Below are 23,316 nucleotides of genomic sequence, written 5' to 3'. Positions count from 1 at the left end.
CTGCCGACGGCGCGACGGTGGGGACATCCCGGGAATCCGTGATTTGTCAGGGGTTCGGCCGCGGTGTCGTCCGGTCGAGGTAGGTGAGCACGGCGAGGACGCGACGGTTGTCCGTTGCTCCACTGGGGATGTCGAGTTTGCGCAGCACCCGCTGTACGTGGGTGCCGACCGTGTTGAGCGAGACGAACAGGCGCTCGGCGATTCCCCGGTCGGTCAGTCCCTCGGCCATGAGGGCGAGCACGTCGCGCTCCCGCGGCGTCAGCACGGCGAGCGGGTCCTGGTTGTCCTCGAGCAGCACCTCGACCACCGCGGGGTCGACGACCAGCTCGCCGGCGACCAGCCGGTCGAGCGCGGCGTCGAGTTGGGCCGCGTCCAGGAGGTGGTCCTTGAGCAGGTAGCCGCAGCGTCGCGACCCGGTCAGCTCGAGCACCGTCTGCACGTAGGCCGGTTCCACGTACTGGGACAGGACGAGCAGTGGAAGGTCCGCGTGCTGCTCGCGCAGCGCGCCGGCCAGCCGAAGACCCTCGTCGGTGAACGTCGGTGGCATCCGGATGTCCAGGATGGCGAGATCGGGTGCGGTGCGGCGAACCAGCTCCGGCACCTCGTCGGGGTGGCCGGCGAGCCCGACGACGGTGTGCCCGTGCGCGGTGAGCAGCCGGGCGAGCCCTTCGCGGGCGAGCCAGACGTCGTCGACGAGCACTAGTCGCATGGGAGCTCCACCGCGACCCGGGTACCGCTGGGCCGGACGGCGGTGACCGACACGGTGCCGTCGAACGCGGCGGCCCGGTCGGCCATGCCCCGCAACCCGCTGCCCAGCCCGGCGTCCGCTCCGCCGACCCCGTCGTCGACGACCTCGACATGCAGCCGGTTTTCGTTGCGGCACAGGGTGATCCGGGCCGAAGTAGCTCGGGCGTGCTTCACCACGTTGTTCAACGCCTCGCTCACGATGAAGTAGACGGCCGACTCCACGGCGGGAGCCGGCCGGGTGGACAGGGAGTCCTCGACGGTGACCGGTATCGGAACGCGGCGCGCCAGCGTGCGCACCGCAGCGCTCAGCCCCTGCTCGGTGAGCACGGCCGGATGGATGCCCCTGGCGAGCTCGCGCAGCTCGGCGAGGGCGGCGTCGAGCTCGGTCCGCGCCTCGGTCAGCAGCTCGGCCGCGGCGGCCTCGTCGCCCAGCTGTCGTTGCAGTAGCTGCAGGGCGATCCCGACCGCGAGCATCCGCTGCTGCGCACCGTCGTGCAGGTCCCGCTCCAGCCGCCGGCGTTGGTCCGCGCCGGCCTCGATGATGCGGCGCCGGGAGGCTCGGACGTCGGCCAGCTGCTCCTGGACCAGCGCATGCAGGCGGGCGTTGTCCAAAGCCAGCCGGGCCGCGGCCGACGCCGCGTTGAGCAGGGTCGGCTCGCTGGTGAGCGAGGCGTCGTGCAGGACGACCGCGATCGGGGGCCTGCCGCCGATGGGCAGCACCGCCCGGCCGTTGCCGGTGGGCAACGTCAGCACGTCCCCGCCCTCACCCACGTACCCGTTCGCCCGGGCGAACCCGACCTGGAGCCCGGGATCCCGCAGGGCGCGGCGCAGCGCCTCCTGCAGTTGCCCGACGGGGGCGCGTTCGATCGTGCGGACCAGTTCGGCGAGGGAACCGTAGCTCAGCCGCTCCCGGACCAGCCCGGCCAGAAACGCACCCGGCCCGACCAGCACCGCTAGGTAGGCCAGCGGAATGGGAATGTTCGCCGAGGCGGCCGTGAAGACGAGCACGATCAGGAACAGCAGCAGAATCAGCAAACCCGAACCGAACGGATAGGCGAGTACGCGCCGTTCTCGACGGGTCGCCCGGCGGATCTTGTCGACGAGCAGAACCAGGAACACCGCCGTCAGCACGAGCCAGACGGAGTTCATGAGCACCGACGACGGCCGGCCGCCGGTGATCGCGCCGGGCGGCCGGGCACCCACCCACCCGGGCGCCGTCACCACCGCGACGGTGTCGATGACGCCCACCACACCGACCACCGCCGACCACCCGTAGGTCGTGCCGATCAGCCGCCGCTCGGGCGGGTGTCGCAACGTCCCCGCGGGATAGGCCAACAGGATGTGCGCGAACAGAGCGATCTGGAACGGCTGCGCCGCATGCGCCAGGACGAGGTCGACGGCCACCCAGCGGTCCGACGTGGTCAGCTCGAACCCCGCCGGTGCGTCGAGCATGAGGACCAGCCCGAGCAACTGCATCAGCCGGCCCACCCCCGGCCGGTCTGGACGGATCAGGACCGCGAGCGTTCCCACGCCGGCCCACACGAGTGCCGCACTGATCTCCAGAATGTAGAACTCGGCCGGCTGCCGTCCCGCTGAAATGGCCATTTTCGTGTCGACGATGGCGACCAGGACCGTCGCTGCCGCCAATCCGGCGGTCAGCGCGTCCGGTCGCCGCATTAATCCTCCCCCAGCAGGCCGTTCAGCCGGTCCATAGTAAACTCGTCCTTGCTGAGAAACCAGCAGGCGAGGCCATCCGGAAACGCCCCGAAATCGTCGCGCTGACGGCTCGAGATGAATACGACTACCGGCGGTGCCGGGGAATGCGCGAGCCGGCGGGCCACCTCGAACCCGTCGAGATCGGGAAGCACCACGTCCAGCAGCACCACGTCCGGCGTCGTCGACCCCACGAGCTCGACGGCGGCCCGCCCGGTACCGGCCTCGCCGACGACCTCGTAGCCCCCGCTGCGCAGCAGGCGCGTCAACAGCCGCCGGTACGACACGTGATCATCGACGACCAGCACCCGCGTCATGCCAACACCTTGGGGCACGGCAACCGGACCCGCGAGCCGCGAGGACGAACATCACGGATAACCACGACGGTCTTGCTCCGTTCGGGTGCGGCCGCCCAGGGAGCCCAGTTCCGCGAGCACGGCCTGGATGGCCGGGCTGGTGTCGGCGCTGCGTCGCCAGGCGGCGTGCACCTCGCGCCGGGGTTGGCGGCGCAGGGGGCGGGAGACGAGCTCCCCACCCAGGGGCGGGCGGGCGAGGCGGGGAATGAGGGCGATCACCTCTCCCGCGGCGACCAGAGACAGCTGGGTGGCGAAGTCGTCGACCAGGTGGCGGACGTCGGGCTCCTCCGCCCCGTCGGCGAACAGGCGGCGGAACCACTGGTGGCAGACCGTTCCGGGCGGGCTGGTCACCCAGGCCTGACCGGCGAGGTCGGCGCCGGCGAGGGGCGGGTCGTGCCGGGCGAGGGGGTGGTTGCGGTTCATGACGACGTCGCCGACGTCGCTGTGGACGTGCCGTCGGGTGAGCGAGGGCGGCAGCGGGGCCGGCAGCCCGTCGGCGTCGTGGACGAGGGCGAGGTCGGCGGTGCCGGCGTCGACGCTGTGCAGTGCCTGGTCGGGGTCCTGCTCGGTGATGTGCACGTGGAGGTCCGGGCAGTCCGTGGACAGCCGGCGCAGGGCGGGGGCGAGCAGCCCGCGGACGGCCGTCGAGAAGCCGACGACCCGGAGTACGCCGCGCGGCGCGCCCTCGGCGACCGACTGGGCGGCCTCTGCGCAGCGTTCGAGCGCCTGGAACACCTCGGGTGCGGTGTCGACGATGGCCTGCCCGGCCGGGGTGAGCACGACGCCGCGGCCCGCCGGCGCGAGTACGGGCACGCCCACCTGGCGTTCCAGCCGCTTGATCTGTTGGGACACCGCCGAGGCGGTGAACCCGAGCTCGTCGGCCGCGCGTGCGAGCGTCCCGAGCGCGGCGACCGAGCGCAGTGCCCGCAGGGCGGCGACGTCAATCATGAAGGCAGGCTACGCAGTACTGCCAAGAAAGCATCGCTGGACCGCATCTGTCGTGCCGGTCAGGATCGGACCATGACCGAGCAGCTCTTCGGCTCCAACCTCGTCGCCATGGTGACCCCGATGGAGCCCGACGGCACGATCAGCGAACCGGGTGTCGCCGCCCTCGTCGACCACCTGCTGGCGAGAGGCTGCGACGGGATCGTGGTCGGCGGGACCACCGGCGAGGCGCCCACGCTGACCGAGTCCGAGACGGCGGGCCTCGTCCGCGCCGTCTCGGCTCGGGTGGCCGGTCGGGCGCGGGTGGTCGCCGGTGTCGGCACGTACGACACGGCCGCCACCCTCCGACGGGCATCCGAGGCCGAGGCCGCCGGGGCGGACGCGCTGCTGCTGGTGTGCCCCTACTACTCGAAGCCGACCCAGGCCGGCGTGGTCGCGCACTGCGTCGCTGTGGCCGACGCGACCGAGCTGCCCGTGATGCTCTACGACATCCCGGCACGCACGGGCATCGCCATGGCGGAGTCGACACTGGTCGAGCTGGCCGCCCATCCCCGGATCCGCGCGGTCAAGGACGCCAAGGGCGACCTGTTCGAGGCGATGTCGGTGATGGCGCGTACGTCGCTGGCCTTCTACAGCGGCATCGACGAGCTCAACCTGCCCTACCTCGCGTGCGGCGCCACCGGCGTGGTCAGCGTCGTGGGCAACGTCGTCGCCGACCGCAACGCCGAGCTGATCCGAGCCGTCCGCGCGGGCGATCTCGCCACCGCCCGGACCCTCCACGGCTCGCTGGTTCCCTTGGTGGAGGCCGTCATGCGCACCTCCCAGGGAGCGGTCATGGCCAAGGCGGCGCTGGCCGAGCTGGGGATCATCCCGCACGCGACGGTCCGCCTGCCGCTGGTCGAGTCGCCCCCGCCGCACCTGCGCCGCCTCACCGACGCCCTGGCGACGCTCGCCATGCCGGTCTGACCGGTCCTCAGCGCAGCTGGTCGAGCAGGCGGAGGTCGTCGGCGGTCACCCACACCTCGACGATCGCGCCCTCGTGCATCCGGTACAGGGCGAACTCCTGGGTGCGGACAGCTCGTCCGGTGGCCGGGACGCCCAGGAAGGTTCCCCGGTGGGTGCCGGTGTCCTCGAAGTGGGCGGAGATCCAGCAGCCGTCGACGAGCAGGTGCCGAAGATCCCAGCGGTAGTCGGGAAAAGCAGCCACCACGGCCCGCAGGTTCGAGATGTATTCGTCCAGGCTCCGTGCCTGCCCGTTGACCTCGACAGGCTCACCGACGAACTCACCGAGCCGCTCGAACTCGTGGGCGTTGCAGCACTGGTTGTAGCGCCGGTAGAAGGACTCCAGCTCCTGCCCGTGGTCGTCGCCTCGGACGTCGCTCATGTCTCACCCTCCCACACTTCCGGTATGAATGAGCAGATGTCGATGTCGAGTGAGTTGCTGGGGTACCCGCCCCACGCGCGAGTACTGATCGTCAACTGCGACGACTTCGGGATGCACGAGGGTGTCAACGCCGCGGTGATCGACGCGATCGAGCACGGCATCGCCAGCTCGTGCAGCCTGATGGCCGTCTGCCCGGCGACGTCGCAGGCCCTGCGGTTGCTGCGCGACCGCCCGGCGACGGCCTTCGGTGTCCACCTCACGTTGGTTCGCGACTCCCCGGCGGACCGCTGGTGTCCCCGGAGCCCGCGGCACGCGGTGCCGTCGCTGCTCGACGACGCGGGCGAGTTCTTCACCGCGAGCCCCGCCGGGCGTGCCGAACTGCTGGCGCGGGCCCGGCTGCCCGAGGTCGAACGGGAGTTCCGCGCCCAGATAGACACGGTGGTCGACGCGGGCTTGAGCCCGACCCATCTTGACTTCCACTGCCTGGCCGACGGCGGGCGCCCGGACATCCTGGAGCTGACGATGGAACTCGCCGACCAGTACGGCCTGGCGACCCGGGTCTGGCTCGAACCGGGCCGCCGCGACGCGCGGCGGCGAGGGTTGCCCGTGGTCGACAACGACTTCCTGGACAGCTTCGCGCTGGACGTCGACGGCAAGCACGCCCGCTACGCCGAGCTGCTGCGAACCCTGCCCGTCGGACTGACCGAGTGGGCGGTGCATCCGGGAATCTGGAACGAGCGTCCGGAAGCCGCCGCGGATCACTGGCGGGTTCGCCGCGGCGACCACGAGTTCCTGACCTCGCCGCGGGCGCGGGAGATCCTCGACCAGGAGGACATCCGAGTGATCGACTACCGCCCCCTGCGGCGAGCGTGGGCACGCTGACCGTTCGGTCCCGTTTGGACACAGCGGCCGAACGGCATGCTTCGGTCAGTCGAAGTGGACGATCATCTTTCCGGTGTTCTCGCCGCGGAGCATGCCCAGGAACGCGGTCACCGCGGCGTCCAGGCCTCCCTCGACCACGGTCTCCTCGGCGACCAGCTCGCCGGAGGCGAGCCAGCCGCCCACCTCGCGGGCCATGTCGCGGAACCGGTCTCCGTGGTCGGTGACGATGAAGCCGCGCAGGGTGAGGCGCTTGCCAACGGCCAGGCCGAGGTTGCGCGGCCCGGGCGGGGCCTCCGCGGCGTTGTAGGCCGAGATCGAGCCGCACAGGGCCACCCGGCCGTAGTCGTGCAGCGCCCCGATCGCGGCCTCCAGGTGGTCGCCGCCCACGTTGTCGAAGTAGACGTCGATGCCGTCGGGTGCGGCCGCGGACAGCTGGCGGTAGAGGTGGCCCTCGTGGTAGTCGAAGGCGGCGTCGAACCCGAGGCGCTCGGTCAGCAGGGCCACCTTCTCCGGCGAGCCGGCGCTGCCGACCACCCGGGACGCCCCGCGCAGCCGGGCGATCTGGCCGGCGACGCTGCCCACCGCGCCGGCCGCCCCCGAGACGAACACGGCGTCCCCCGGTCGGAACCCGGCGATGTCCAGCAGCCCGACGTACGCGGTCAGCCCGGTCGTGCCCAGCACCCCGAGGTAGTGCGACACGGACACCCCGGGCACCGGGTCGAGCTTGCGGGGGTTGTCGAGCACGGCGTGCTCGCGCCAACCCAGGCCGTGCACCACCAGGTCCCCGGGCGTCAGACCGTCCACCTGGGACTCGACGACCTCGCCGACCGCCCCGCCGTCGAGCGGCTCGCCGACCTGGAACGGTGGGACGTAGGACTTCACGTCGTTCATCCGCGGCCGCATGTACGGGTCGACCGACATGAACACGTTGCGCACCAGCACCTGTCCCGCTGACAGCGCCGGGAGCTCCGTGGTCACCACGGCGAAGTTGTCTTCGGTGGGCCATCCCGTCGGCCGCGAGGCGAGGTGGATCTCCCGGGTCTGCCGCGTGCTCATGCCTCGTCCCCTTCTCCGCGGGGGCTCGCCCACCCGCCGTGTAGACCCTAATGCACCCCCTGACTTGGCAGGATTAGGTGAGCCTTGCTTTACTCTCGGACGTGTCCCCCACCCCCGGGCCCGGTGACGGCATCACCGCCCACGACCTCGACGTCGCCTACGGGCGCGACGTCGTCGTGCACGCCGCGTCGATCTCCATCGACGCCGGAACCGTGACCGCCCTGATCGGTCCCAACGGCAGCGGCAAGTCCACCCTGCTGCGCGCGGTGGCCAGGCTGCACCCGCCCCTCTCCGGCTCGCTGGCCTTCGCCGACGGCGCCGACCCGCGGCTGCTGAGCGGACGCGACCTGGCGAGGCGGATCACCATGCTCGCCCAGAACCGCGCCGCCCCCGGCGGGCTCAGCGTGCGGGAGCTGGTCGAGCTCGGCCGGCACCCGCACCGCTCGCGCTGGGGCGGCCGCGACCCGGAGGGGCCGGCCGCCGTCGAGCGGGCGCTCGAGCTGACCGGGCTGTCCACACTGGCCGACCGCGCGGTCCAGGTGCTCTCCGGTGGGCAGGTGCAGCGCGTCTGGCTGGCCTGCTGTCTGGCCCAGCGGACCGGCCTGCTGCTGCTCGACGAGCCCACCAACCACCTCGACCTGCGCTTCCAGGTCGAGATCCTCGACCTCATCCGCCACCTCGCCGACACCGAGGGCGTCGGCGTCGGCCTGGTGCTGCACGACCTCGACCAGGCGGCGGAGGTCGCCGACCGCGTGCTGCTGCTCGAGGGCGGGCGGGTCACCGCCGACGGGCCGCCCGACGAGGTGATCACCACCGAGCACCTCACCCGCGCCTACGGCATCCGCGTGGAAGTCCACCGGGACCCGGTGGACGGCCGCGTGCACACCCGAGCCGTTGGGCGCTACAACGACCCGGCGCTGCGCGCCTGATCCACCCGAGAAGAAGGAAGACCATGCGTAAGCTCATCGGACTCTGCCTGGCCGCCGTCCTCGCGACGGCCGCCTGCGGCACCACCGAGGACCCGGCCGCGGCCGACCGGTCCACCCCGGCCGGCGACGGCGGCGGCAGCGGGCCGGTCACCGTCACCGACTCCCGCGGCAAGGAGGTCAAGCTCGACGCGCCGGCGGAGCGGGTCGCCGCGACCGAGTGGAACGCGGTCGAGCACCTCGTGTCGCTCGGGGTGATGCCGGTCGGCGTGTCCGACATCAAGGGCTACGGCCAGTGGGTGAGCGCCGAGCCGCTGGACGACACCCCCACCGACATCGGCACCCGCGGCGAGCCCAGCATGGACACCCTCGCCAAGCTCGACGTCGACCTGGTCGTGGTGACCGACGCGCTGGTCGAGGGCGCCGTCGAGAAGATCGAGGAGACCACGCCGGTGATCGTGCTGGCCGGCGGGGACACCAAGGACAGCATCGGCAAGATGTTCGACAACCTCGACATCGTCGCCAAGGCCACCGGCACCGAGGACCGCGCCGCGGAGCTCCGCGCGGAGTTCGACAAGAAGATCGACGAGGGCAAGGACGCCGTTGCCGAGGCCGGTGCCGACGGCACGAAGGTCGCCTTCTCCGACGCCTGGGTGGACTCCGGCTCGGTCAGCATCCGGCCCTTCGCCAAGGGATCCCTGGTCGCCGACGTGCTTGCCGAGATCGGCCTGGAGAACGCCTGGCCGATGGAGGGCGACCCGGTCTACGGGCTGGCCCAGGCCGACGTCGAGGGCCTGACCGTGCTCGGTGACGACGTCCGGTTCTGGTACATCGCCAACGACGCCTTCGGCGACCCCTACGCCGACCAGCTCGCGAACAACGCCATCTGGAAGAACCTGCCGTTCGTGAAGAGCGGCGAGGTCCACCGCTTCCCCGACTCCCTCTGGATGTTCGGCGGACCGGGCTCCATGGGGCAGTTCATCGACGCCGCCGTCGACGCGCTCGGCTGACCGGGCACCAGAGATGACGAGCGTGCTCACCCCGCCGGCCGAGGCACCGAGGGCGCCGGTCCGGACCAGGAACGGGCGGTTGCTGGCCCTGGTCACCGGGCTGCTCGGGCTCGGCCTGGCCGGCGCGGTGGTGCACCTCACCCAGGGCACCTCGGCCGTCGACGCCGGCGACGTGCTGGGGCTGGTGTTCGGCGGCTCGGCGGAGGGCACCGCCGACGTCGTGGTCGAGGCGCGGCTGCCCCGGCTGTTGGCCGCCGTGCTGGTCGGGGTCGCGCTGTCGCTGTCCGGGGCGGTGCTGCAGTCGATCTCCCGCAACATCATGGCCGCCCCGGACACGCTCGCCGTGAACGCCGGCGCGCACCTCGCGATCGTCGCCGTGGCCGCGTTCGGGGTCTCGTTGCCGCTGATGGGTGCGGCCGGGGTGGCCTTCTTCGGCGGGCTCGGCGCCGCGACGCTGGTGCTGCTGCTCTCCGGGGGCGGCGGTACCGGCTCGGCCAGGCTGGTCCTCGCCGGCACGGCCACGGCGCTCGCGATGATAGCGCTGACCACCACACTGCTGCTGCTGTTCGCCCAGGAGACCCGCGGCCTGTTCGCCTGGGGTGAGGGCTCACTCGACCAGAACGGGCTTTCCGGCGTCCGGACCTTCGCCCCGCTGGTGGCCGTGGTGCTGGCCGTGCTGCTGGTCATGGGTCGGCGGCTGGACCTAGTGCACCTCGGCGACGACCACGCCCGCGCGCTCGGGGTCTCGGTCACCCGGGTGCGGGTCTCCGCGGTCATGCTGGCCGTGCTGCTGGCCGCGGCGGCGGTGGTGCTCGCCGGGCCGGTCGGCTTCGTCGGGCTGGCCGCCCCCGCGCTCGTGCGGCTGCTCGCGAGCACGGTGCCGCGGCTGCACCGGCACATCGTGCTGCTCCCGGTGGCCGCGCTGGCCGGCGCGGTGCTGGTGATCACCGCGGACGTGCTGATCCGGGCGCTGGTCGGTTCGCAGACCGCGCTCGAGGTCCCGACCGGCGTGGTGACGACGATCTTCGGCGCGATCTTCCTGATCGCGCTCGCCCGGACGCTGCGGATCTCCGGGTCGCCGGGAGAGCCCCCGGCCGCGACCACGCGAACCGGTCTCGGAGCGGCCCGGTACCGGGTGCTGCTGATCGTGATCGCGCTGGTCGCGGTGGGCGTGGTGATCGGCGGCACCCTGGCCGGCGACGCGAAGCTGCTGCTCGGCGATCTCGCGAACTGGGTCACCGGCCAGGCCGGTCCGATCGTGTCCGGGGTGATGGACAACCGGCTGCCGCGCGTGGTGGCCGCGGTGCTGGCCGGCGCCTCGCTCGCGCTGGCCGGCGCGGTGATCCAGAACGTGAGCCGCAACCCGCTGGCCGAGCCGGGCATCCTCGGGGTGACCGGCGGGGCCGGTTTCGGCGCGGTCGTGGTGATCACGCTGGTGCCGACGTCGGGCTTCTGGCTCCAGGCCGGCGCGGCGGGGCTGGGCGCCGTCCTCGCCGCCACGCTGGTGTTCGCGAGCGCGGCCCGCCGGGGCTTCGCCAGCGACAACCTCGTGCTGATCGGGTTCGGGGTATGGGCGGGGACGACGGCCCTGATCGCGCTGCTGATCACGCTCACCGACCCGTGGAACGAGTCCAAGGCGCTGACCTGGCTGTCCGGCTCGACCTACGGCCGGACCTTCGAGCACCTGGTGCCGATGCTGGTCGCGATCCTGGTCACCGTTCCGGTGCTCTGGTACCTGCGCGAGGTGCTGGACCTGGTGTCGCTGGACGAGGAGACCCCGCGCCTGCTCGGCGTCCGCGTTCCGCGTGCCCGGCTGGCCCTGCTGGTCTGCGCGGTCGTCCTGACCGGCGCGGCCGTGGCCGGGGTGGGCGTGGTCAGCTTCGTCGGCCTGGTCGCCCCGCACGCTGCCCGGGCACTGGTCGGGCGGCGCTCGGCCCGGGTGCTTCCGGTGGCGGCCCTGCTCGGCGGGACGCTGGTGTGCCTGGCCGACCTGATCGGCCGCAGCGTGATCGCCCCCGCTCAACTGCCGGCAGGGCTGGTCACCGCGCTCGTCGGGACGCCGTACTTCCTCTGGCTGCTCCACCGCAGCCGGAGCTGAGACCACGTCACGGGGCCGGGGTCCGCGGCGCGACCGGGGTGGACACCACGAACGAGCTCGTCGTCTGGCCGTGCAGCAGGAACGCGTCGAGCACCGCACCGAGGTCCTCGACGGCCGGGACGTGCACCTTCATCAGGAAGCAGTCCTCGCCGGTGATCCGGTGGCACTCGCTGACCTGCGGGGTGCGCTCGGCCAGCTCGGCGACCCTGTCCAGCTGACCGGGCCCCGGGCGGACCCGGACCCACGCCGTCACCGCGAGGCCCAGCGCCGCCGGGTCGACGACCAGCCGGTAGCCGATCACCCCTGCCCGCTCCAGGCGGCCGACCCGCTCCCGGACAGCGGGCGCCGACATGCCGATCTCCCTCGCGAGTTCGGCGGTGGTCATGCGGGGGTCGGCGGTGAGCACCTCCACGATCCGGCGGTTGGCCTCGTCGAGGAGATCTTCCTGAAGGCCATCCGGGGGTCGCGCTTGTCGTTTCGAAGGCATGTGGCCTCCTCCACCGTTGATCAGTACTGTCCTTAGCGCTCGTGGCTTTCGAGAATAGCCGCATGAACCGGGTCCCACCGCACCTCTACTTCGTGGTCAGCGCGATCTTCCACTACCTCGGTCCGGCGTTCGCGGTACTGCTGTTCACGCGGGTGGACGTGCTCGGCGTCGCGTGGCTGCGGATCGCCTCGGCGGCACTGGTGTTCGCACTGTGGCGGCGACCCTGGCGGCTGGTCGCCCGGCTGGACCGGCGCACCCGGACGCTGCTGGTCGCCTGGGGAGCGGTGCTCGCGCTGATGAACAGCGCCTTCTACCTGGCGATCGACCGGCTTCCGCTCGGCACGGTCGCGGCAGTGGAGTTCCTGCCGGTGGTCGCGCTGGCCGCCGTGGCGACGCGGAGCTGGCGCAACGGCCTGGCGCTCGGCCTCGCGGTGACCGGGGTGTACCTGCTCAGCGACGTGCGGCTGGTGGGGGAGCCGCTGGGGTTCGCGTTCGCCGCGGCCAACGCGGCGCTGTTCGCGCTGTACATCGTGCTCGGGCACCGGGTCTCCCGGCTCGGGGACGTGTCCGGCATCGACGGGCTCGCGCTCGCCATGGCCGTGGCGGCCGTGCTGGCCGCACCGGTCGGGCTCGCCGACGCGCTGCCCGCGTTCGGCTCTCCGGCGCTGCTGGCCGCGGGGATCGGGGTCGGGGTGTCCTCGTCGGTCGTCCCGTACGTCTGCGACCAGCTCGCGATGGCACGGCTGGCCCGCGGCACCTACGCGTTGCTGGTGTCCCTGCTGCCGGTGACCGCGGTGGTGGTCGGGGTCGTCGTGCTCGTCCAGGTGCCCACCGCCGTTGAGGTCGTCGCGGTGGCACTGGTCGTCGTGGGCGTCGCGGTGCACCGGGAGTCCGACACCGCGGGGGAGGAGGTCAGGCGGCCAGCCGAGCCCGGCGGGAGTCGAGCAGGATCAGCCACACCGCCAGCCACATCGCCCCCATCAGCCAGCCGGCGAGCACGTCGGTGGGCCAGTGCACGCCGAGGTAGACCCGACTGAGCCCGACCGCCGCGACCAGTGCGGCACCGACCACGACCGCCGCCACCCGCGCCGGGCGTGCTCGCAGGTGCCGTACGGCCAGCACGGTCAGCACGCCGACCACGGCCATCGAGGTCAGCGAGTGGCCGGACGGGTAGGCCCAGCTGTCGACCAGCACGAGGCGGTCGTCGACCGGCCGCGGGCGTTCGATGATCAGCTTGAGCAGCGGTCCGAGCACCAGCACGCCGAGCGTGACCAACCCCACCAGCAGGGCGTCCGAGCGTGGCCCGCGCAGGGCCAGGACCAGCGTCACGACGACCGCGACCGGCGTGAGCACCCAGGCGCTGCCGATCGTGCTGACCACCTTCATCGCGTCGGTCCACCCGCCGTTGCGGCGCTCGATCATCCACTCGCGCACGCCCGTGTCCAGGCCGGTCAGGCCGTGCACGAACACCGTCAGCACGACCACGGCCAGGAACAGCGCACCCGCCACCGCGACGCGCGCGGCCCTGCGGTCCGTGGCCCTGCGGTCCGGGGACGAGGTCGACGTGGCCATGTCGCCACGGTAGGCGATCGGCCCGGTGCCGGCCCGTCGTCCGGCTCGTCCCGGACTGTCCGGTTCCTCTCGCGGCGCCCCGGGCGGCGACCGGCATGGCGCTCCGCCCGCGGTTAGGGTCGTCGGGCCGGCCTCGGGAGGACATGCATGGCGGAGGAACGCTCGGAGAGCACGCTCACGGTGCTCGTCGCGCTCGGCGCGAACCTCGCCATCGCCGTGCTCAAGCTGATCGCGGGGCTCGTCACCGGCTCCGCGGCCATGCTGTCCGAGGCGGCGCACTCGGTCGCCGACACGATCACCGAGATGTTCCTGCTGGCGGCGCTGCGCCGGTCGAGCAAGCCGGCGGACCGCCGCCACCCCTTCGGCTACGGCAAGGAGCGCTACTTCTGGTCGCTGCTGGCTGCGGTGTCCATCTTCACCTCCGGTGCGGTGTTCGCCCTGTACCAGGGCGTCACCGCGATCTTCGGCGAGGAGCGCGAGCAGAGCAGCCCGTGGGTGGGCTACCTGGTGCTGGCGCTCGCGTTCGTGCTGGAGGGCGTGTCCTGGCTCCGGGCGGTCAAGCAGGTGCGGACCGAGGCGGCGCAGGAGAACCGCCGCCCGCGGGAGTACCTGCGGCTGCTCGACGACCCCACGGTCAAGACCGTGTTCTTCGAGGACAGCGCGGCGCTGGTGGGGCTCCTCCTCGCGTTCGGCGGCCTGGCCATGCACGACCTCACCGGCGCGGCGGTGTGGGACGGCATAGCGTCGATCCTGATCGGCGTGCTGCTGGCGCTGGTCGCCTACATCCTCGGGCGCACCAACCAGGGACTGCTGGTCGGCCGGCAGGCCGACCCGGCGGTCGTCCGCGCCGTGCGCGACCACCTGGCGGCGGCGCGCGAGGTCGAGGCGGTGGTCGACCTGCTGACGATGGTGACCGGGACCGACCGGGTCCTGCTCTGCGCCCGCCTCGACTTCGTCGACGAGCTCACCTCCGGGGAGCTGGAGCGGGTGTGCGTGCGGATCTCCGGCGAGCTGTCCGACCACTTCGCCGAGCTCGACGAGATCTTCCTCGAACCAGTGCCCCGCGGCGACCCGGAGCTGCGGGCCCGCGTGCTGGCCCGGTACGGCCGGCCGGTCGTCGTCCCGCCCGTCTAGGCGGGTGGTGCGCCGGTGGGGGCACCGAACCAGGTGGGGAGGCTTTCGAGCAGGTCCTGCTGGTCCTCGCCGACCCAGGCGATGTGGCCGTCGGGCCGCAGCAGTACCGCGGGCACGTCGAGCTCCTCGCTGAGGTCGACGACGTGGTCGATCCGGTCGGCCCAACCGGTGACCGCGAGCCGGCCGGTCTGGTCGAGCAGCAGGCCGCGTCCGCCGTGCGTCAGCTCGTAGAGCCGGCCGCGCTTGAGCCTGACGTCCCGTAGCCGCCGGCCCAGCATCGGGTGTCCCCCGCCGAAGTCGTAGCGGATCGCGGTCGCGGTGATCTTCTCGGTGAGGTGCCGGTTCACCGCCTCGAAGTCCATCAGCTCCGCGAGCAGCCGGCGCACCGCCTGGACGCCCGGCTCGAGGGACATCAGCTGCATCATGGCGCGGGTGCTGTCCAGGACGTCGGTCGCCACCGGGCGACGCTCGGACTCGTAGGTGTCCAGGAGCCCTTCCGGCGCCCAGCCGTCGACCGCGGCGGCCAGCTTCCAGCCCAGGTTGAACGCGTCCTGGACACCGAGGTTGAGTCCCTGCCCGCCGGTCGGCGGGTGGACGTGGGCCGCGTCGCCGGCCAGCAGCACGCGGCCGACCCGGTAGCGCTCGGCCAGCCGGGTGGCGTCGCCGAAGCGGGAGAGCCAGCGCGGTGAGTGCACGCCGAAGTCGGTGCCGGAGTACCGCCGGAGCTGCTGGCGGAACTCCTCGAGCGTCGGTGGGACCGTTCGGTCCTCGGCCACCCCCTCGGCGGGCACGAGCACGCGGTACATCTCGTCGCCGACGGGCATCGCGCCGAACCGCGGCTGGGTCTTGCGGACCTCGGCCGAGACGGCGGCCAGCGTCTCCGGCGGCACCCCCACCTTCATCTCGCCCAGCAGCGTCTCGGTCCTGCTCGCCTCGCCGGGGAAGCCGACGCCGAGCAGCGTGCGGACCGTGCTGCGCCCGCCGTCGCAGCCCACGAGGTAGCGCGACCGCAGCCGGGTGCCGTCGGCCAGCTCGGCGGTCACGCCCTCCTCGTCCTGGCGCAGGCCCACCAGCTCGTGGCCGCGCCGGAGCTCGGCACCGGCCTCGGCGGCGTGCTCAGCCAGCAGGCGGTCGATGGTGGGCTGCGGGATCCCCAGGACGTAGCCGTGGGCGGTGTCCAGCCGTTCCGGCGCCGGCTTCGGGATGCCGGCGAACCCGAGGAGCGGGTGCCGCGTGCCGAGTGCGAGGAAGCGGTCCAGCAACCCCCGCTGGTCCATCACCTCGATGCTGCGCGCGTGCAGGCCGAGCGCGCGGACGACCACGGTCGGCTCGGCGGCCTTCTCCAGCACGAGCACTCGCACGTCGTGCAGCCGCAGCTCGGCGGCCAGCATCAGCCCGGTCGGCCCACCACCGACGATGATCACGTCGAACAAGGAGAATCCCCCCACTTTCCCGCCAGGTGCGCTTGTCGGTCGCAGATTCTGCGGCAGGGACCGGGTCTTGCCGCAAGGGCCGGGGTGCGCTATACGTTTAAGTGGGCGGTAGTCCGCCTTACCTTCCCACTCCCAGCGCGGCCATGGCCGCGGGAATGTTGACGTAGTCGCGCAGCTCGGCGATCTGCCCGTTGTGGACGGTGAGCACCACGAGGTTCGGCAGCGCGAAGCCGCCGGTGGCCGCACTGGTCCCGACCGCCTCCTGCTCGACGACGATCGTGTCCTGGTCGTCGGTGCCGTGGACGGCGCGCGTGCGGTAGGTCTCGTACCTCAGGGCGTTGGTGCTCCACCCCGCCGCGATCCAACCCACGATCTCGTCCCGTCCCTCCAGGCGCGAGGGCAGACCGGGTGCGGTGAACGGGAACTCGTGCACGGCGTCGACCGCGTACAGGCAGCGCATGTCCTCGATGGACTGTTCGACGGAGGCTCGGCGCCAGCGGTCGAGGACCTCGCGGGCGGTCCACGTCATGGGTGACCCTCCTGCCATTAAGGTGAAACATAGTCCGGTTAGTGGGACGGTAGCGGACTGTGTCCCCGGTTAGCAAGGATGGTGATCTCGCGTGGCAGGCAGCCGTCCGAGACGTGCGGATGCCCGGCGCAACTACGACCAGTTGGTCGAGCAGGCCCGGATCGCGTTCGCCGAGTCCGGCGTGGACGCTTCGCTGGACGAGATCGCCCGGCGAGCGGGTGTGGCCAGCGGGACGCTGTACCGCCATTTCCCGACCCGGATGGATCTCATCGAGACGGTGCTCGCCGAGCGGACGGCCGAGCTGGTCACCCTCGGCCGCGACCTGCTGTCCGGAAAGGACGCCATGGAGGCGCTGAGCGCGTGGTTGCGTGCCGCGCTCACCCACGCGTTGGCCTACCAGGGTCTGGCGGCCGCGGTGATGAGCGCGGCGCTCGACCGAGCCGACGATCCGGCGTCGGCCTGGCACGCGGAGCTGTTCGACGTGGGAGCGGCGTTGCTGGCCCGGGCGCGCGAGGCTGGCGCGGTCGCCGCCGACGCGGACGCCGACGACGTGCTGAAGCTGGTCGCCGCGATCGCCTGGGCGACGCCGGACGACCCGGCACGCGCCGACCGCCTGCTCACCCTGCTGCGCAACGGCCTGCGGCACGGCGTACTGCCTGACGCGACCCGGTGACCAGGGCGCACGGCTCGCGCAGGGAACTAACCCGATCGCTCCGGTCGGTCAGTTGACGCAGGGGATCTGGTCGGCGGTGATGGGGGCGGTGGTGTCCTGGGTGGCGGTGGTCGCCGCCGCGAAGCGGTAGACCATGGCCGGGCCGGGGGGTGATTTGCGGATCACCGGCGCATCCGAGGAGCGCTCGTCCGGTGGCGTCGCCTGCTTGTCCGGCGGAGCCTGGGCCGGGGTGGGGGTGCCGAGCAGGTCCTGGATGTGCGCCCGCACCTGGGCCGGGTCCACCTCGACGGCGCTGCCGTCGGGGGTCGGCAGGTCGGGGCGTCCGGTGGGGATCGTGGTGAACTCGATCCGGTCCCCGGTCAGGTCCTGGATCTGCTCGGCGAAGGCGAGCAGGTTCCAGTTCTGGTCCAGCACCACCGACCGGGTCAGGGCGTCGACCATGGCGGTGACCCGGCCGGGGTCGGTGAGGGTGCCGGCGGAGAACACGCGGTTCGCCAGGCCGGCGAGGAACGCCTGCTGGCGGCGCACCCGGTCGAGGTCGCCGCCGGGCAAACCGTGGCGCTGGCGGACGAACTTGAGCGCGTCCACCCCCTGCAGCACCTGGTGCCCGGCCCGGAACCGCGCCCCGGAGTAGTCGTCGTCGACCGGGGCGGTGAGGCACACCGGGACGCCGCCGACGGCCTTGGTGAGCTCGCTGAAGCCGTACAGGTTGATCTCCGCGTAGTGGTCCACCCGCAGCCCGGTGAGCGCGCTCACCGTCGCGATCAGGTTCCGCCGGCCGGCCGTCGTCGACTCGGCGCGGACGGTCGCCTCGTCGGCGCCGCTCCCGCTCAGCTCGCTGGCCTTCGCGTTCCTCGCCCTGACATAGGCGGAGTTCAGCTTGTGCATGCCGAAGCCGCCCCCGATGTCTACATAGGAGTCCCGGGGCAGGGACACGGCGAAGGCCCGCTTCGCGGGGTCCGCCGGCACGTGCACCAGGATCATCGTGTCGGTGTTCTGCTCGCCGTCCGCCTCGCCGGCCCGCATCGCGTCGAGCACGTCCTGCGGCAGCGGGTTGCCGCGGTTGTCGGTGCGGCTGTCGATGCCGACCAGCAGGATGGTCTGGGCGGTCCGGGGCAGCTCCCGCGGGGACTGGGCGTCGGCCTCGTCCTCGGGGGCGGCGACGATCACCTCGTCGGTGACCAGGTCGTCCACCGCCCCCTGGTAGGTGGCCCAGCCGAAGCCGACCGCACCGAGCACGGCGACCGAGGTGAGGCCGACCACGGACCGCGCGACCCACCTCACCACCGGTAGAGCGCGCATGTCCGACCCCCCGGGTGCTCGCGGCTGCCTGCCCCTTCGACGTTATTGATCGTTTGCACCCGTCCGGCGACGAACGTGTAACAGCCGACCGGCGGCTGGAGCGCGGCCCGGTAACAGGCGTCGGGGGGAGCGTCACCGGCGGCGAGGGGACGTGGTCTGCTTGTGCGCATCACCGGTGGACACGGGAGGTCGGATGCGGCGGGTGGTCGCGGCGCTGTGTTGTCTCGCGCTGCTCGGGGCCGCCGGCTGCGCGACGAGCGGCGGTGTGGAGGTCGCCGGGCGCGCGAGCCAGGTCTCGCCACCGCCCCCGGAGCCGCCCCTGCCCAGCGGAACCCCGGTCTCGGCCGACGCGGTCTCGGTGCTGCGGGCCGATCCGGCGGTCAGCGCCGAGGTCAGGGCCGCGCTCGTGCCCTGTGAGGGCGGCGGCTACCCGGTCAACGACCGGTACACCGACCTCACCGGCGACGGCGTCGCCGAGCTCGTGGTCACGGTCTTCTCCTGCAAGATCGTCAAGGATGCGGCCCTGTTCGGCTTCGGCTCCGGCTTCGGCCTCGCCGCCTACGTCTACGACCTGAGCGAGGACCCGCCGGTCAACCTCCTCGCCCTGCAGACCGGCGGCGTGGAGCTGCTGGTCGCTCCCGAGCGTGGCCTGATGGCCCTGCACAGCGGCTACGGCCCGCGGGACGACCCGTGCTGTCCCACCGAGGAGCACCTCGCCCTCTACACCTGGAACGGAACCGCGCTCGTGGAGAGCAGGAAATGAGTGGCTTGCGGGTCCTGCTCGTCGAGGACGACGCGGTGATCCGGGAGGCGACCCAGCTGGCCCTGGAGCGCAACGGCTTCACCGTGACCACGGCCGCGGACGGGCTGACCGGGCTGGCGAGCTACCGCGCCGCCCGGCCCGACGTGGCGCTGCTTGACCTGATGCTGCCCGGCATGAACGGGGTCAGCCTGTGCCGGCAGATCCGCGAGGAGGGACCGACACCGGTCATCATGATGTCGGCCCGGGCCGACCCGATCGACGTGGTGCTGGGTCTGGAGGCGGGCGCCGACGACTACGTCACCAAGCCGTTCGACAGCACGGTCCTGGTCGCCAGGATCCGCGCGGTGGTGCGTCGAATGAGCCGGTCGGTGCGGCCGGTGGAGTCCGCGGTGAGGGTGTTCGGCCCGCTGGAGGTCGACCGGTCCGCGCTCGAGGTCCGGTTGGCCGGCCGCCCGGTGGAGCTCACCCCGACCGAGCTGCGCCTGCTGCTCTGCTTCGTCGACTCGCCGGGCACCGTGCTCACCCGGGACGTGCTCCTCGAGCAGGTGTGGGACTACCAGTGGGGCGGCGACTCGCGGGTGGTGGACGTCCACGTCCAGCGGCTGCGCACGAAGATCGGCCAGGACCTGATCGAGACCGTCCGCGGGTTCGGCTACAAGCTCCGGTCCACCGCGTGAGGCTGTTCCCGCAGAGCCTGCGGTGGCGGTTGTCGGCGGTCATCGCGGTGGTCAGCGCGGTCGTGGCGGTCGCGCTGAGCCTGCTGGTCCGTACCGAGTTCAGCCGGGTGCAGCTGGCCGACGCGCGGCGGGTGCAGGACGAGCGGATCCAGCTGGTGGTGCGCGACTACGGCCTGACCGGCCGGGCGGCGCTGGGCAGCGAGCTGGACTCCGACCGCGTTCCCGGGCCGCTGCGGGACGCGGTCCGCGGCGGCCGGCGGGCGACCTACCTCGAGCGGGGCCGCGACGGCGCCTGGATCTGGGCCGCGGCCGAGACCAGCGGGCACGTCCTGTCGCTGCGCACCTCCTACCGCGACCGCGACGCGGCGCTGGCCCAGCTGGACAACGTGCTGATCATCGGGTCCTCCGGGGTGCTGGCCCTCGGGTCGGTGCTGGGTGTCGTGCTCGGCGGGCGGCTCTCCCGCCGCCTGCGCCGCGCCGCGGTCGCCGCGCGGCGGGTCGCCGAGGGCGACGCGAGGACCAGCGTGGGGGACACGATCGGAGCCCGCCCGCGCGACGAGACCACCGAGCTCGCCCAGGCCGTGGACGCGATGGCGGCCGCGCTGCGCGAGCGGCTGGTCGCCGAGCAGCGGGTGACCGCCGACATCGCCCACGAGCTACGCACCCCGGTCACCGGCCTGGTGACCGCCGCGGAGCTGCTGCCCCCCTCGCGCCCGGCCGAGCTGGTGCGGGACCGGGTGCGGGTACTGCGCTCCCTGGTGGAGGACATCCTGGAGGTGGCCCGGCTGGACACCGCCGCCGAGCGGGCCGAGCTGGTGGAGCTCTCCCTGGCCGACTTCGTCCGGCGCCGCGTGCCGCCGGTGGTCCCGTCGGCGGAGGTGCTGGTGCTCGCGGCGGCCCAGGCACGCACCGACCCGCGGCGGCTCGAGCGGGTGCTGGTGAACCTCCTGCTCAACGCCGAGCGTCACGGCGCCCCGCCGGTGACCGTCGAGGTGGACGGGCTGACCCTGCGGGTGCGCGACCATGGCCCCGGCTTCGCCGAGGACCTCCTCCGGGACGGTCCGAGCCGCTTCCGCACGGCGAGCAGCGACCGGGGCGGCGGGCACGGGCTGGGGCTGACGATCGCCCTGGCCCAGGCGAAGGTCCTCGGCGCGACCCTGGAGCTGGCCAACGCCGAGGACGGCGGCGCGCTCGCCACCCTGTCCCTGCCCGCCGAGCCGGCGGACTGACTCAGAGCTGGGGGCGGACCTCGGCGGCGATCAGCTCCAGGTGGTCGAGGTCCTCCATGTCGAGGATCTGCAGGTAGATCCGGGTGGCGCCGGCCTCGGCGTACCGGCCGAGCTTGTCGGCGGCCTCGGCCGGGGAACCGGCCGCTCCGTTCGCCTTGAGCTCGTCGACCTCCCGGCCGATCGCCGCGGCCCGGCGCGACACCTCGGCGTCGTCCTTGCCGACGCAGGCGACCACCGCGCTGGAGAACACCAGGTCGGACCGGCCCTGCTCGGCCAGCGCCGCCCGGACGCGGCCGAACTGCGCGGCGGTGTCCTCGACGGAGACGAACGGGGCGTTGAACTCGTGCGCGAACCGGGCCGCGAGCTGCGGCGTCCTGGTGGGGCCCATCCCGCCGACGATCACCGGCACCGGCGACTGGGTGGGCTTGGGCAGCGCGGGGGAGTCGGTGAGCGTGTAGTACCGGCCGTCGAACGAGTAACGCTCCCCGAGGGGCGTCGCCCACAGGCCGGTCACGATCTCGAGCTGTTCGGCGAGGCGGGCGTGCCGCGCGGTGGGGAACGGGATGCCGTACGCGGTGTGCTCGGCCTCGTACCAGCCGGCCCCGAGACCGACCTCGACCCGGCCGCCCGACATCTGGTCCACCTGCGCCACCTGGATCGCCAGCACCCCGGGCAGCCGGAACGTCCCGGCCGTCACCATCGTGCCGAGCCGGATCCGGGTGGTCTCCCTGGCCAGGCCGGCCAGCGTCACCCAGGCGTCGGTGGGGCCGGGCAGCCCGTCGGACGACCCCATCGCCAGATAGTGGTCGGAGCGGAAGAACGCGGAGTAGCCCGCCGCCTCGGCGGCTCTGGCCAACCGCAGCTGAGTGTCGTAGGTAGCCCCCTGCTGGGGCTCGATCATCACCCGTAGATCCATGCCCACATTCAACCTCCCGGTGTCGAATCGCGGCGCGGCGCCTCGTCCGCCATCCTGTGTGGAGGGTCAGCTGGTGAAGGGACGAGAACGAGCGATGCTTCGGATCGATCGCGACCGTACGGGCGGGGTTCGGCTGACCTTCGTCCTGCGGTCCGACACGCCGCACGGCCGGGTGAGCGTCGTGGGCGACTTCAACGAGTGGCGGCCGGGGGTGCACGAGCTGCGTCCGCGCAGCAACGGCACCCGTTCGGTGGCCGTCACGGTGCCCGACGGCACCGACGTCCGGTTCCGCTACCTCGGCGAGGGCGGCAACTGGTGCAACGAGACCGAGCACCCCGACGTGCGTCAGATCGGCGAGGACAGCGTGATCCGGGTGGCCGCGCCACGCCGACCCAAGAATGGTTGACCGTTTGCAGTAGCAATGGTTGGATCTCCCGGGTGAAAATCACCCGCAGATTCGCCATCGGTCTCGGTACCGCCGCCGCGGCGGGGGGAGTGCTCGGCGCCGGCGCCGGCGCCGGCACCGCCGCCGCCGCGCCGGCCGCGCCCGACCGGTCCACCCGCCGCCTCTCCGCGACCTACGCTCGTGAGGTCGCGCGGGCGGAGGGCACCTGGTCGTCCCTGATCAGCGTCGGCCCCGACGTGGTCGTCGAGCAGCAGCCGGACAAGGTCGTCAACGCCCAGAGCGTCAACAAGATCGCGGTCGCCACCGCCGTCCTGGACAAGATCGACCGGGGCCTGCTCACGCTTGACCAGCGGGTGGACGTCACCTCGGCGATCGTCATCCAGGACACCGACGGCGTGTTCGCGCTCGACCGGGCCTACCCCAGCTCGGTCACCCTTGGCCACGTGATGTCGACCCTGCTCACGGTGTCGGACAACACCGCGGTCCGGCTGTGCGGGCTGGTCTGCCCGGCCGCCGAGCTGAACGAGATCCTGCAGGCCAAGGGCTTCGTCCACACCCAGGTCGTGCCGGTGCAGAACCCGAACCGGTTCTTCCTGGGCACCACCACTCCGCGCGAGACCCACACCCTGCTGACCAAGCTCGTCTCCGGCCAGCTGCTGTCCCCGACCTCCACCGACTTCCTGCTCAACGTGCTGCGCGCGACCTCCGCGTTCACCGACGGCGTCCGGCTCAACCTCACCACGCCGGAACGGCTGCGGGTGGCCACCAAGGCCGGCTGGTTCAACGAGGACCGGCACGAGGCCGGGGTGGTGTTCGACCCGGCGGGCGCCGCCGTCGCCACCTACGCGATGTTCGCGACCGGCCCGTTCAGCGGTGACGACGCGGTCAACACGACCGACTTCGCCGCCACCCATCCGGCGCTGCGGGCCCGGCAGGTGATCGGCCGCGCCCTGTTCGACGTCGCCGGCGCCGCCGCCGCTCCGGTCTCCACACGCGTGCACCGCACCCCGGCCTACCGCCCGTCCAACGGCGGCTGACCTCTTCGGGCGCCGTTCACCTCCCGGCCACCGGCGAACCT

At 72.6% G+C, this 23,316-nt stretch carries 24 protein-coding genes and 1 pseudogene; 13 read left to right on the top strand and 12 right to left on the bottom strand.

From position 1 onward, the window contains the following. Positions 1-46 precede the first annotated feature (46 nt). The 4 genes from BU204_RS28675 to BU204_RS28660 are packed head-to-tail and all read right to left on the bottom strand — an operon-like array spanning position 47 to position 3,764. The gene (locus BU204_RS28675) at positions 47-709 is read right to left on the bottom strand and encodes a LuxR C-terminal-related transcriptional regulator (protein WP_075128888.1); all 663 of its coding nucleotides are present in this window, start codon (positions 707-709) and stop codon (positions 47-49) included. Further along, positions 700-2,424 (bottom strand): sensor histidine kinase, encoded by a 1,725-nt coding sequence (locus BU204_RS28670; RefSeq protein WP_075128887.1) that lies wholly within the window; start codon positions 2,422-2,424, stop codon positions 700-702. The genes BU204_RS28675 and BU204_RS28670 overlap by 10 nt, the downstream gene beginning before the upstream one ends. Next, complete coding sequence (locus BU204_RS28665; RefSeq protein WP_075128886.1) at positions 2,424-2,777, bottom strand: response regulator transcription factor; 354 nt, start codon at positions 2,775-2,777, stop codon at positions 2,424-2,426. The genes BU204_RS28670 and BU204_RS28665 overlap by 1 nt, the downstream gene beginning before the upstream one ends. A 51-nt stretch (positions 2,778-2,828) precedes the next feature. Further along, a complete protein-coding gene (locus BU204_RS28660; protein ID WP_075128885.1) occupies positions 2,829-3,764 on the bottom strand; it encodes a LysR family transcriptional regulator in 936 nt (311 codons plus the stop codon). Positions 3,765-3,836: 72 nt separating this feature from the next. Here BU204_RS28660 and dapA point away from each other — a divergent pair, with 72 nt between their 5' ends. After that, the gene (gene dapA / locus BU204_RS28655) at positions 3,837-4,727 is read left to right on the top strand and encodes a 4-hydroxy-tetrahydrodipicolinate synthase (RefSeq protein WP_075128884.1); all 891 of its coding nucleotides are present in this window, start codon (positions 3,837-3,839) and stop codon (positions 4,725-4,727) included. Between the two features lie 7 nt (positions 4,728-4,734). Here dapA and BU204_RS28650 read toward each other — a convergent pair whose 3' ends face one another. After that, a complete protein-coding gene (locus BU204_RS28650) occupies positions 4,735-5,145 on the bottom strand; it encodes an ester cyclase (RefSeq protein ID WP_075128883.1) in 411 nt (136 codons plus the stop codon). A gap of 24 nt (positions 5,146-5,169) precedes the next feature. Between BU204_RS28650 and BU204_RS28645 the strand changes: the two genes are divergently transcribed. Next, entirely contained in the window at positions 5,170-6,027 is an 858-nt protein-coding gene (locus BU204_RS28645; RefSeq protein ID WP_075128882.1) for a polysaccharide deacetylase family protein, read from the top strand. A 45-nt stretch (positions 6,028-6,072) separates the two neighbouring features. Here BU204_RS28645 and BU204_RS28640 read toward each other — a convergent pair whose 3' ends face one another. Next, positions 6,073-7,083 (bottom strand): NADP-dependent oxidoreductase, encoded by a 1,011-nt coding sequence (locus tag BU204_RS28640; protein WP_075128881.1) that lies wholly within the window; start codon positions 7,081-7,083, stop codon positions 6,073-6,075. Between the two features lie 101 nt (positions 7,084-7,184). On the opposite strand from BU204_RS28640, the gene BU204_RS28635 reads away from it, so the two are divergent. Genes BU204_RS28635 through BU204_RS28625 form a run of 3 tightly spaced genes read left to right on the top strand, consistent with a single transcriptional unit; the run spans position 7,185 to position 11,117 of the window. After that, on the top strand, positions 7,185-8,012 hold the full coding sequence (locus BU204_RS28635) for an ABC transporter ATP-binding protein (RefSeq protein ID WP_143229818.1): 828 nt from the start codon (positions 7,185-7,187) through the stop codon (positions 8,010-8,012). 23 nt (positions 8,013-8,035) lie between these two features. After that, complete coding sequence (locus BU204_RS28630; protein WP_075128879.1) at positions 8,036-9,019, top strand: ABC transporter substrate-binding protein; 984 nt, start codon at positions 8,036-8,038, stop codon at positions 9,017-9,019. 13 nt (positions 9,020-9,032) lie between these two features. After that, entirely contained in the window at positions 9,033-11,117 is a 2,085-nt protein-coding gene (locus BU204_RS28625) for an iron ABC transporter permease (protein WP_075128878.1), read from the top strand. Positions 11,118-11,124: 7 nt separating this feature from the next. Here BU204_RS28625 and BU204_RS28620 read toward each other — a convergent pair whose 3' ends face one another. Continuing rightward, positions 11,125-11,604, bottom strand: a complete 480-nt coding sequence (locus BU204_RS28620; RefSeq protein WP_075128877.1) for an Lrp/AsnC family transcriptional regulator — start codon at positions 11,602-11,604, stop codon at positions 11,125-11,127. A 62-nt stretch (positions 11,605-11,666) separates the two neighbouring features. Here BU204_RS28620 and BU204_RS41550 point away from each other — a divergent pair, with 62 nt between their 5' ends. Further along, positions 11,667-12,641 carry an EamA family transporter gene (locus tag BU204_RS41550; RefSeq protein ID WP_233160715.1) on the top strand — a complete coding sequence of 325 codons (975 nt, stop codon included), beginning with the start codon at positions 11,667-11,669 and terminating at the stop codon, positions 12,639-12,641. Here the strand turns inward: BU204_RS41550 and BU204_RS41545 are convergent. Continuing rightward, positions 12,607-12,990, bottom strand: a pseudogene (locus BU204_RS41545) (phosphatase PAP2 family protein); the annotation flags it as partial. The gene BU204_RS41550 and the pseudogene BU204_RS41545 sit on opposite strands and share 35 nt — an antisense overlap. A 333-nt stretch (positions 12,991-13,323) precedes the next feature. Here BU204_RS41545 and BU204_RS28605 point away from each other — a divergent pair. Beyond that, positions 13,324-14,310, top strand: coding sequence for a cation diffusion facilitator family transporter (locus BU204_RS28605; RefSeq protein WP_075128876.1), 987 nt, complete (start codon positions 13,324-13,326; stop codon positions 14,308-14,310). Here the strand turns inward: BU204_RS28605 and rox are convergent. After that, the gene (rox, locus tag BU204_RS28600; RefSeq protein WP_075128875.1) at positions 14,307-15,743 is read right to left on the bottom strand and encodes a rifampin monooxygenase; all 1,437 of its coding nucleotides are present in this window, start codon (positions 15,741-15,743) and stop codon (positions 14,307-14,309) included. The genes BU204_RS28605 and rox overlap by 4 nt on opposite strands. Before the next feature lie 118 nt (positions 15,744-15,861). After that, complete coding sequence (locus BU204_RS28595; protein WP_083661723.1) at positions 15,862-16,272, bottom strand: nuclear transport factor 2 family protein; 411 nt, start codon at positions 16,270-16,272, stop codon at positions 15,862-15,864. Positions 16,273-16,363: 91 nt separating this feature from the next. Here BU204_RS28595 and BU204_RS28590 point away from each other — a divergent pair, with 91 nt between their 5' ends. Continuing rightward, positions 16,364-16,945, top strand: coding sequence for a TetR/AcrR family transcriptional regulator (locus tag BU204_RS28590; RefSeq protein ID WP_075128873.1), 582 nt, complete (start codon positions 16,364-16,366; stop codon positions 16,943-16,945). A 48-nt stretch (positions 16,946-16,993) separates the two neighbouring features. Here the strand turns inward: BU204_RS28590 and BU204_RS28585 are convergent, their stop codons facing one another. Next, the gene (locus tag BU204_RS28585; protein ID WP_075128872.1) at positions 16,994-18,247 is read right to left on the bottom strand and encodes an LCP family protein; all 1,254 of its coding nucleotides are present in this window, start codon (positions 18,245-18,247) and stop codon (positions 16,994-16,996) included. Between the two features lie 193 nt (positions 18,248-18,440). Here BU204_RS28585 and BU204_RS28580 point away from each other — a divergent pair, with 193 nt between their 5' ends. From BU204_RS28580 to BU204_RS28570, 3 genes are read left to right on the top strand one after another with little or no spacing between them, the layout of a single operon-like run. After that, positions 18,441-19,010 (top strand): hypothetical protein, encoded by a 570-nt coding sequence (locus tag BU204_RS28580; RefSeq protein WP_075128871.1) that lies wholly within the window; start codon positions 18,441-18,443, stop codon positions 19,008-19,010. Beyond that, entirely contained in the window at positions 19,007-19,687 is a 681-nt protein-coding gene (gene cseB, locus BU204_RS28575; protein WP_075128870.1) for a two-component system response regulator CseB, read from the top strand. Before BU204_RS28580 ends, cseB begins: the two co-directional genes overlap by 4 nt. Then, complete coding sequence (locus BU204_RS28570; protein WP_075128869.1) at positions 19,684-20,916, top strand: sensor histidine kinase; 1,233 nt, start codon at positions 19,684-19,686, stop codon at positions 20,914-20,916. The genes cseB and BU204_RS28570 overlap by 4 nt, the downstream gene beginning before the upstream one ends. Before the next feature lies 1 nt (position 20,917). Here BU204_RS28570 and BU204_RS28565 read toward each other — a convergent pair whose 3' ends face one another. Further along, positions 20,918-21,832 (bottom strand): LLM class F420-dependent oxidoreductase, encoded by a 915-nt coding sequence (locus tag BU204_RS28565; RefSeq protein WP_075128868.1) that lies wholly within the window; start codon positions 21,830-21,832, stop codon positions 20,918-20,920. A 94-nt stretch (positions 21,833-21,926) separates the two neighbouring features. Between BU204_RS28565 and BU204_RS28560 the strand changes: the two genes are divergently transcribed. Next, complete coding sequence (locus tag BU204_RS28560; protein WP_075128867.1) at positions 21,927-22,238, top strand: hypothetical protein; 312 nt, start codon at positions 21,927-21,929, stop codon at positions 22,236-22,238. Positions 22,239-22,270: 32 nt separating this feature from the next. Further along, the gene (locus BU204_RS28555; protein ID WP_198943025.1) at positions 22,271-23,275 is read left to right on the top strand and encodes a serine hydrolase; all 1,005 of its coding nucleotides are present in this window, start codon (positions 22,271-22,273) and stop codon (positions 23,273-23,275) included. Positions 23,276-23,316 lie beyond the last annotated feature (41 nt).

The sequence above is a fragment of the Actinophytocola xanthii genome, from assembly GCF_001921205.1.
Classification (GTDB): domain Bacteria; phylum Actinomycetota; class Actinomycetes; order Mycobacteriales; family Pseudonocardiaceae; genus Actinophytocola; species Actinophytocola xanthii.
Note: the sequence above shows the minus strand (reverse complement) of the source record. Positions and strands in the feature narration are given on the sequence as shown.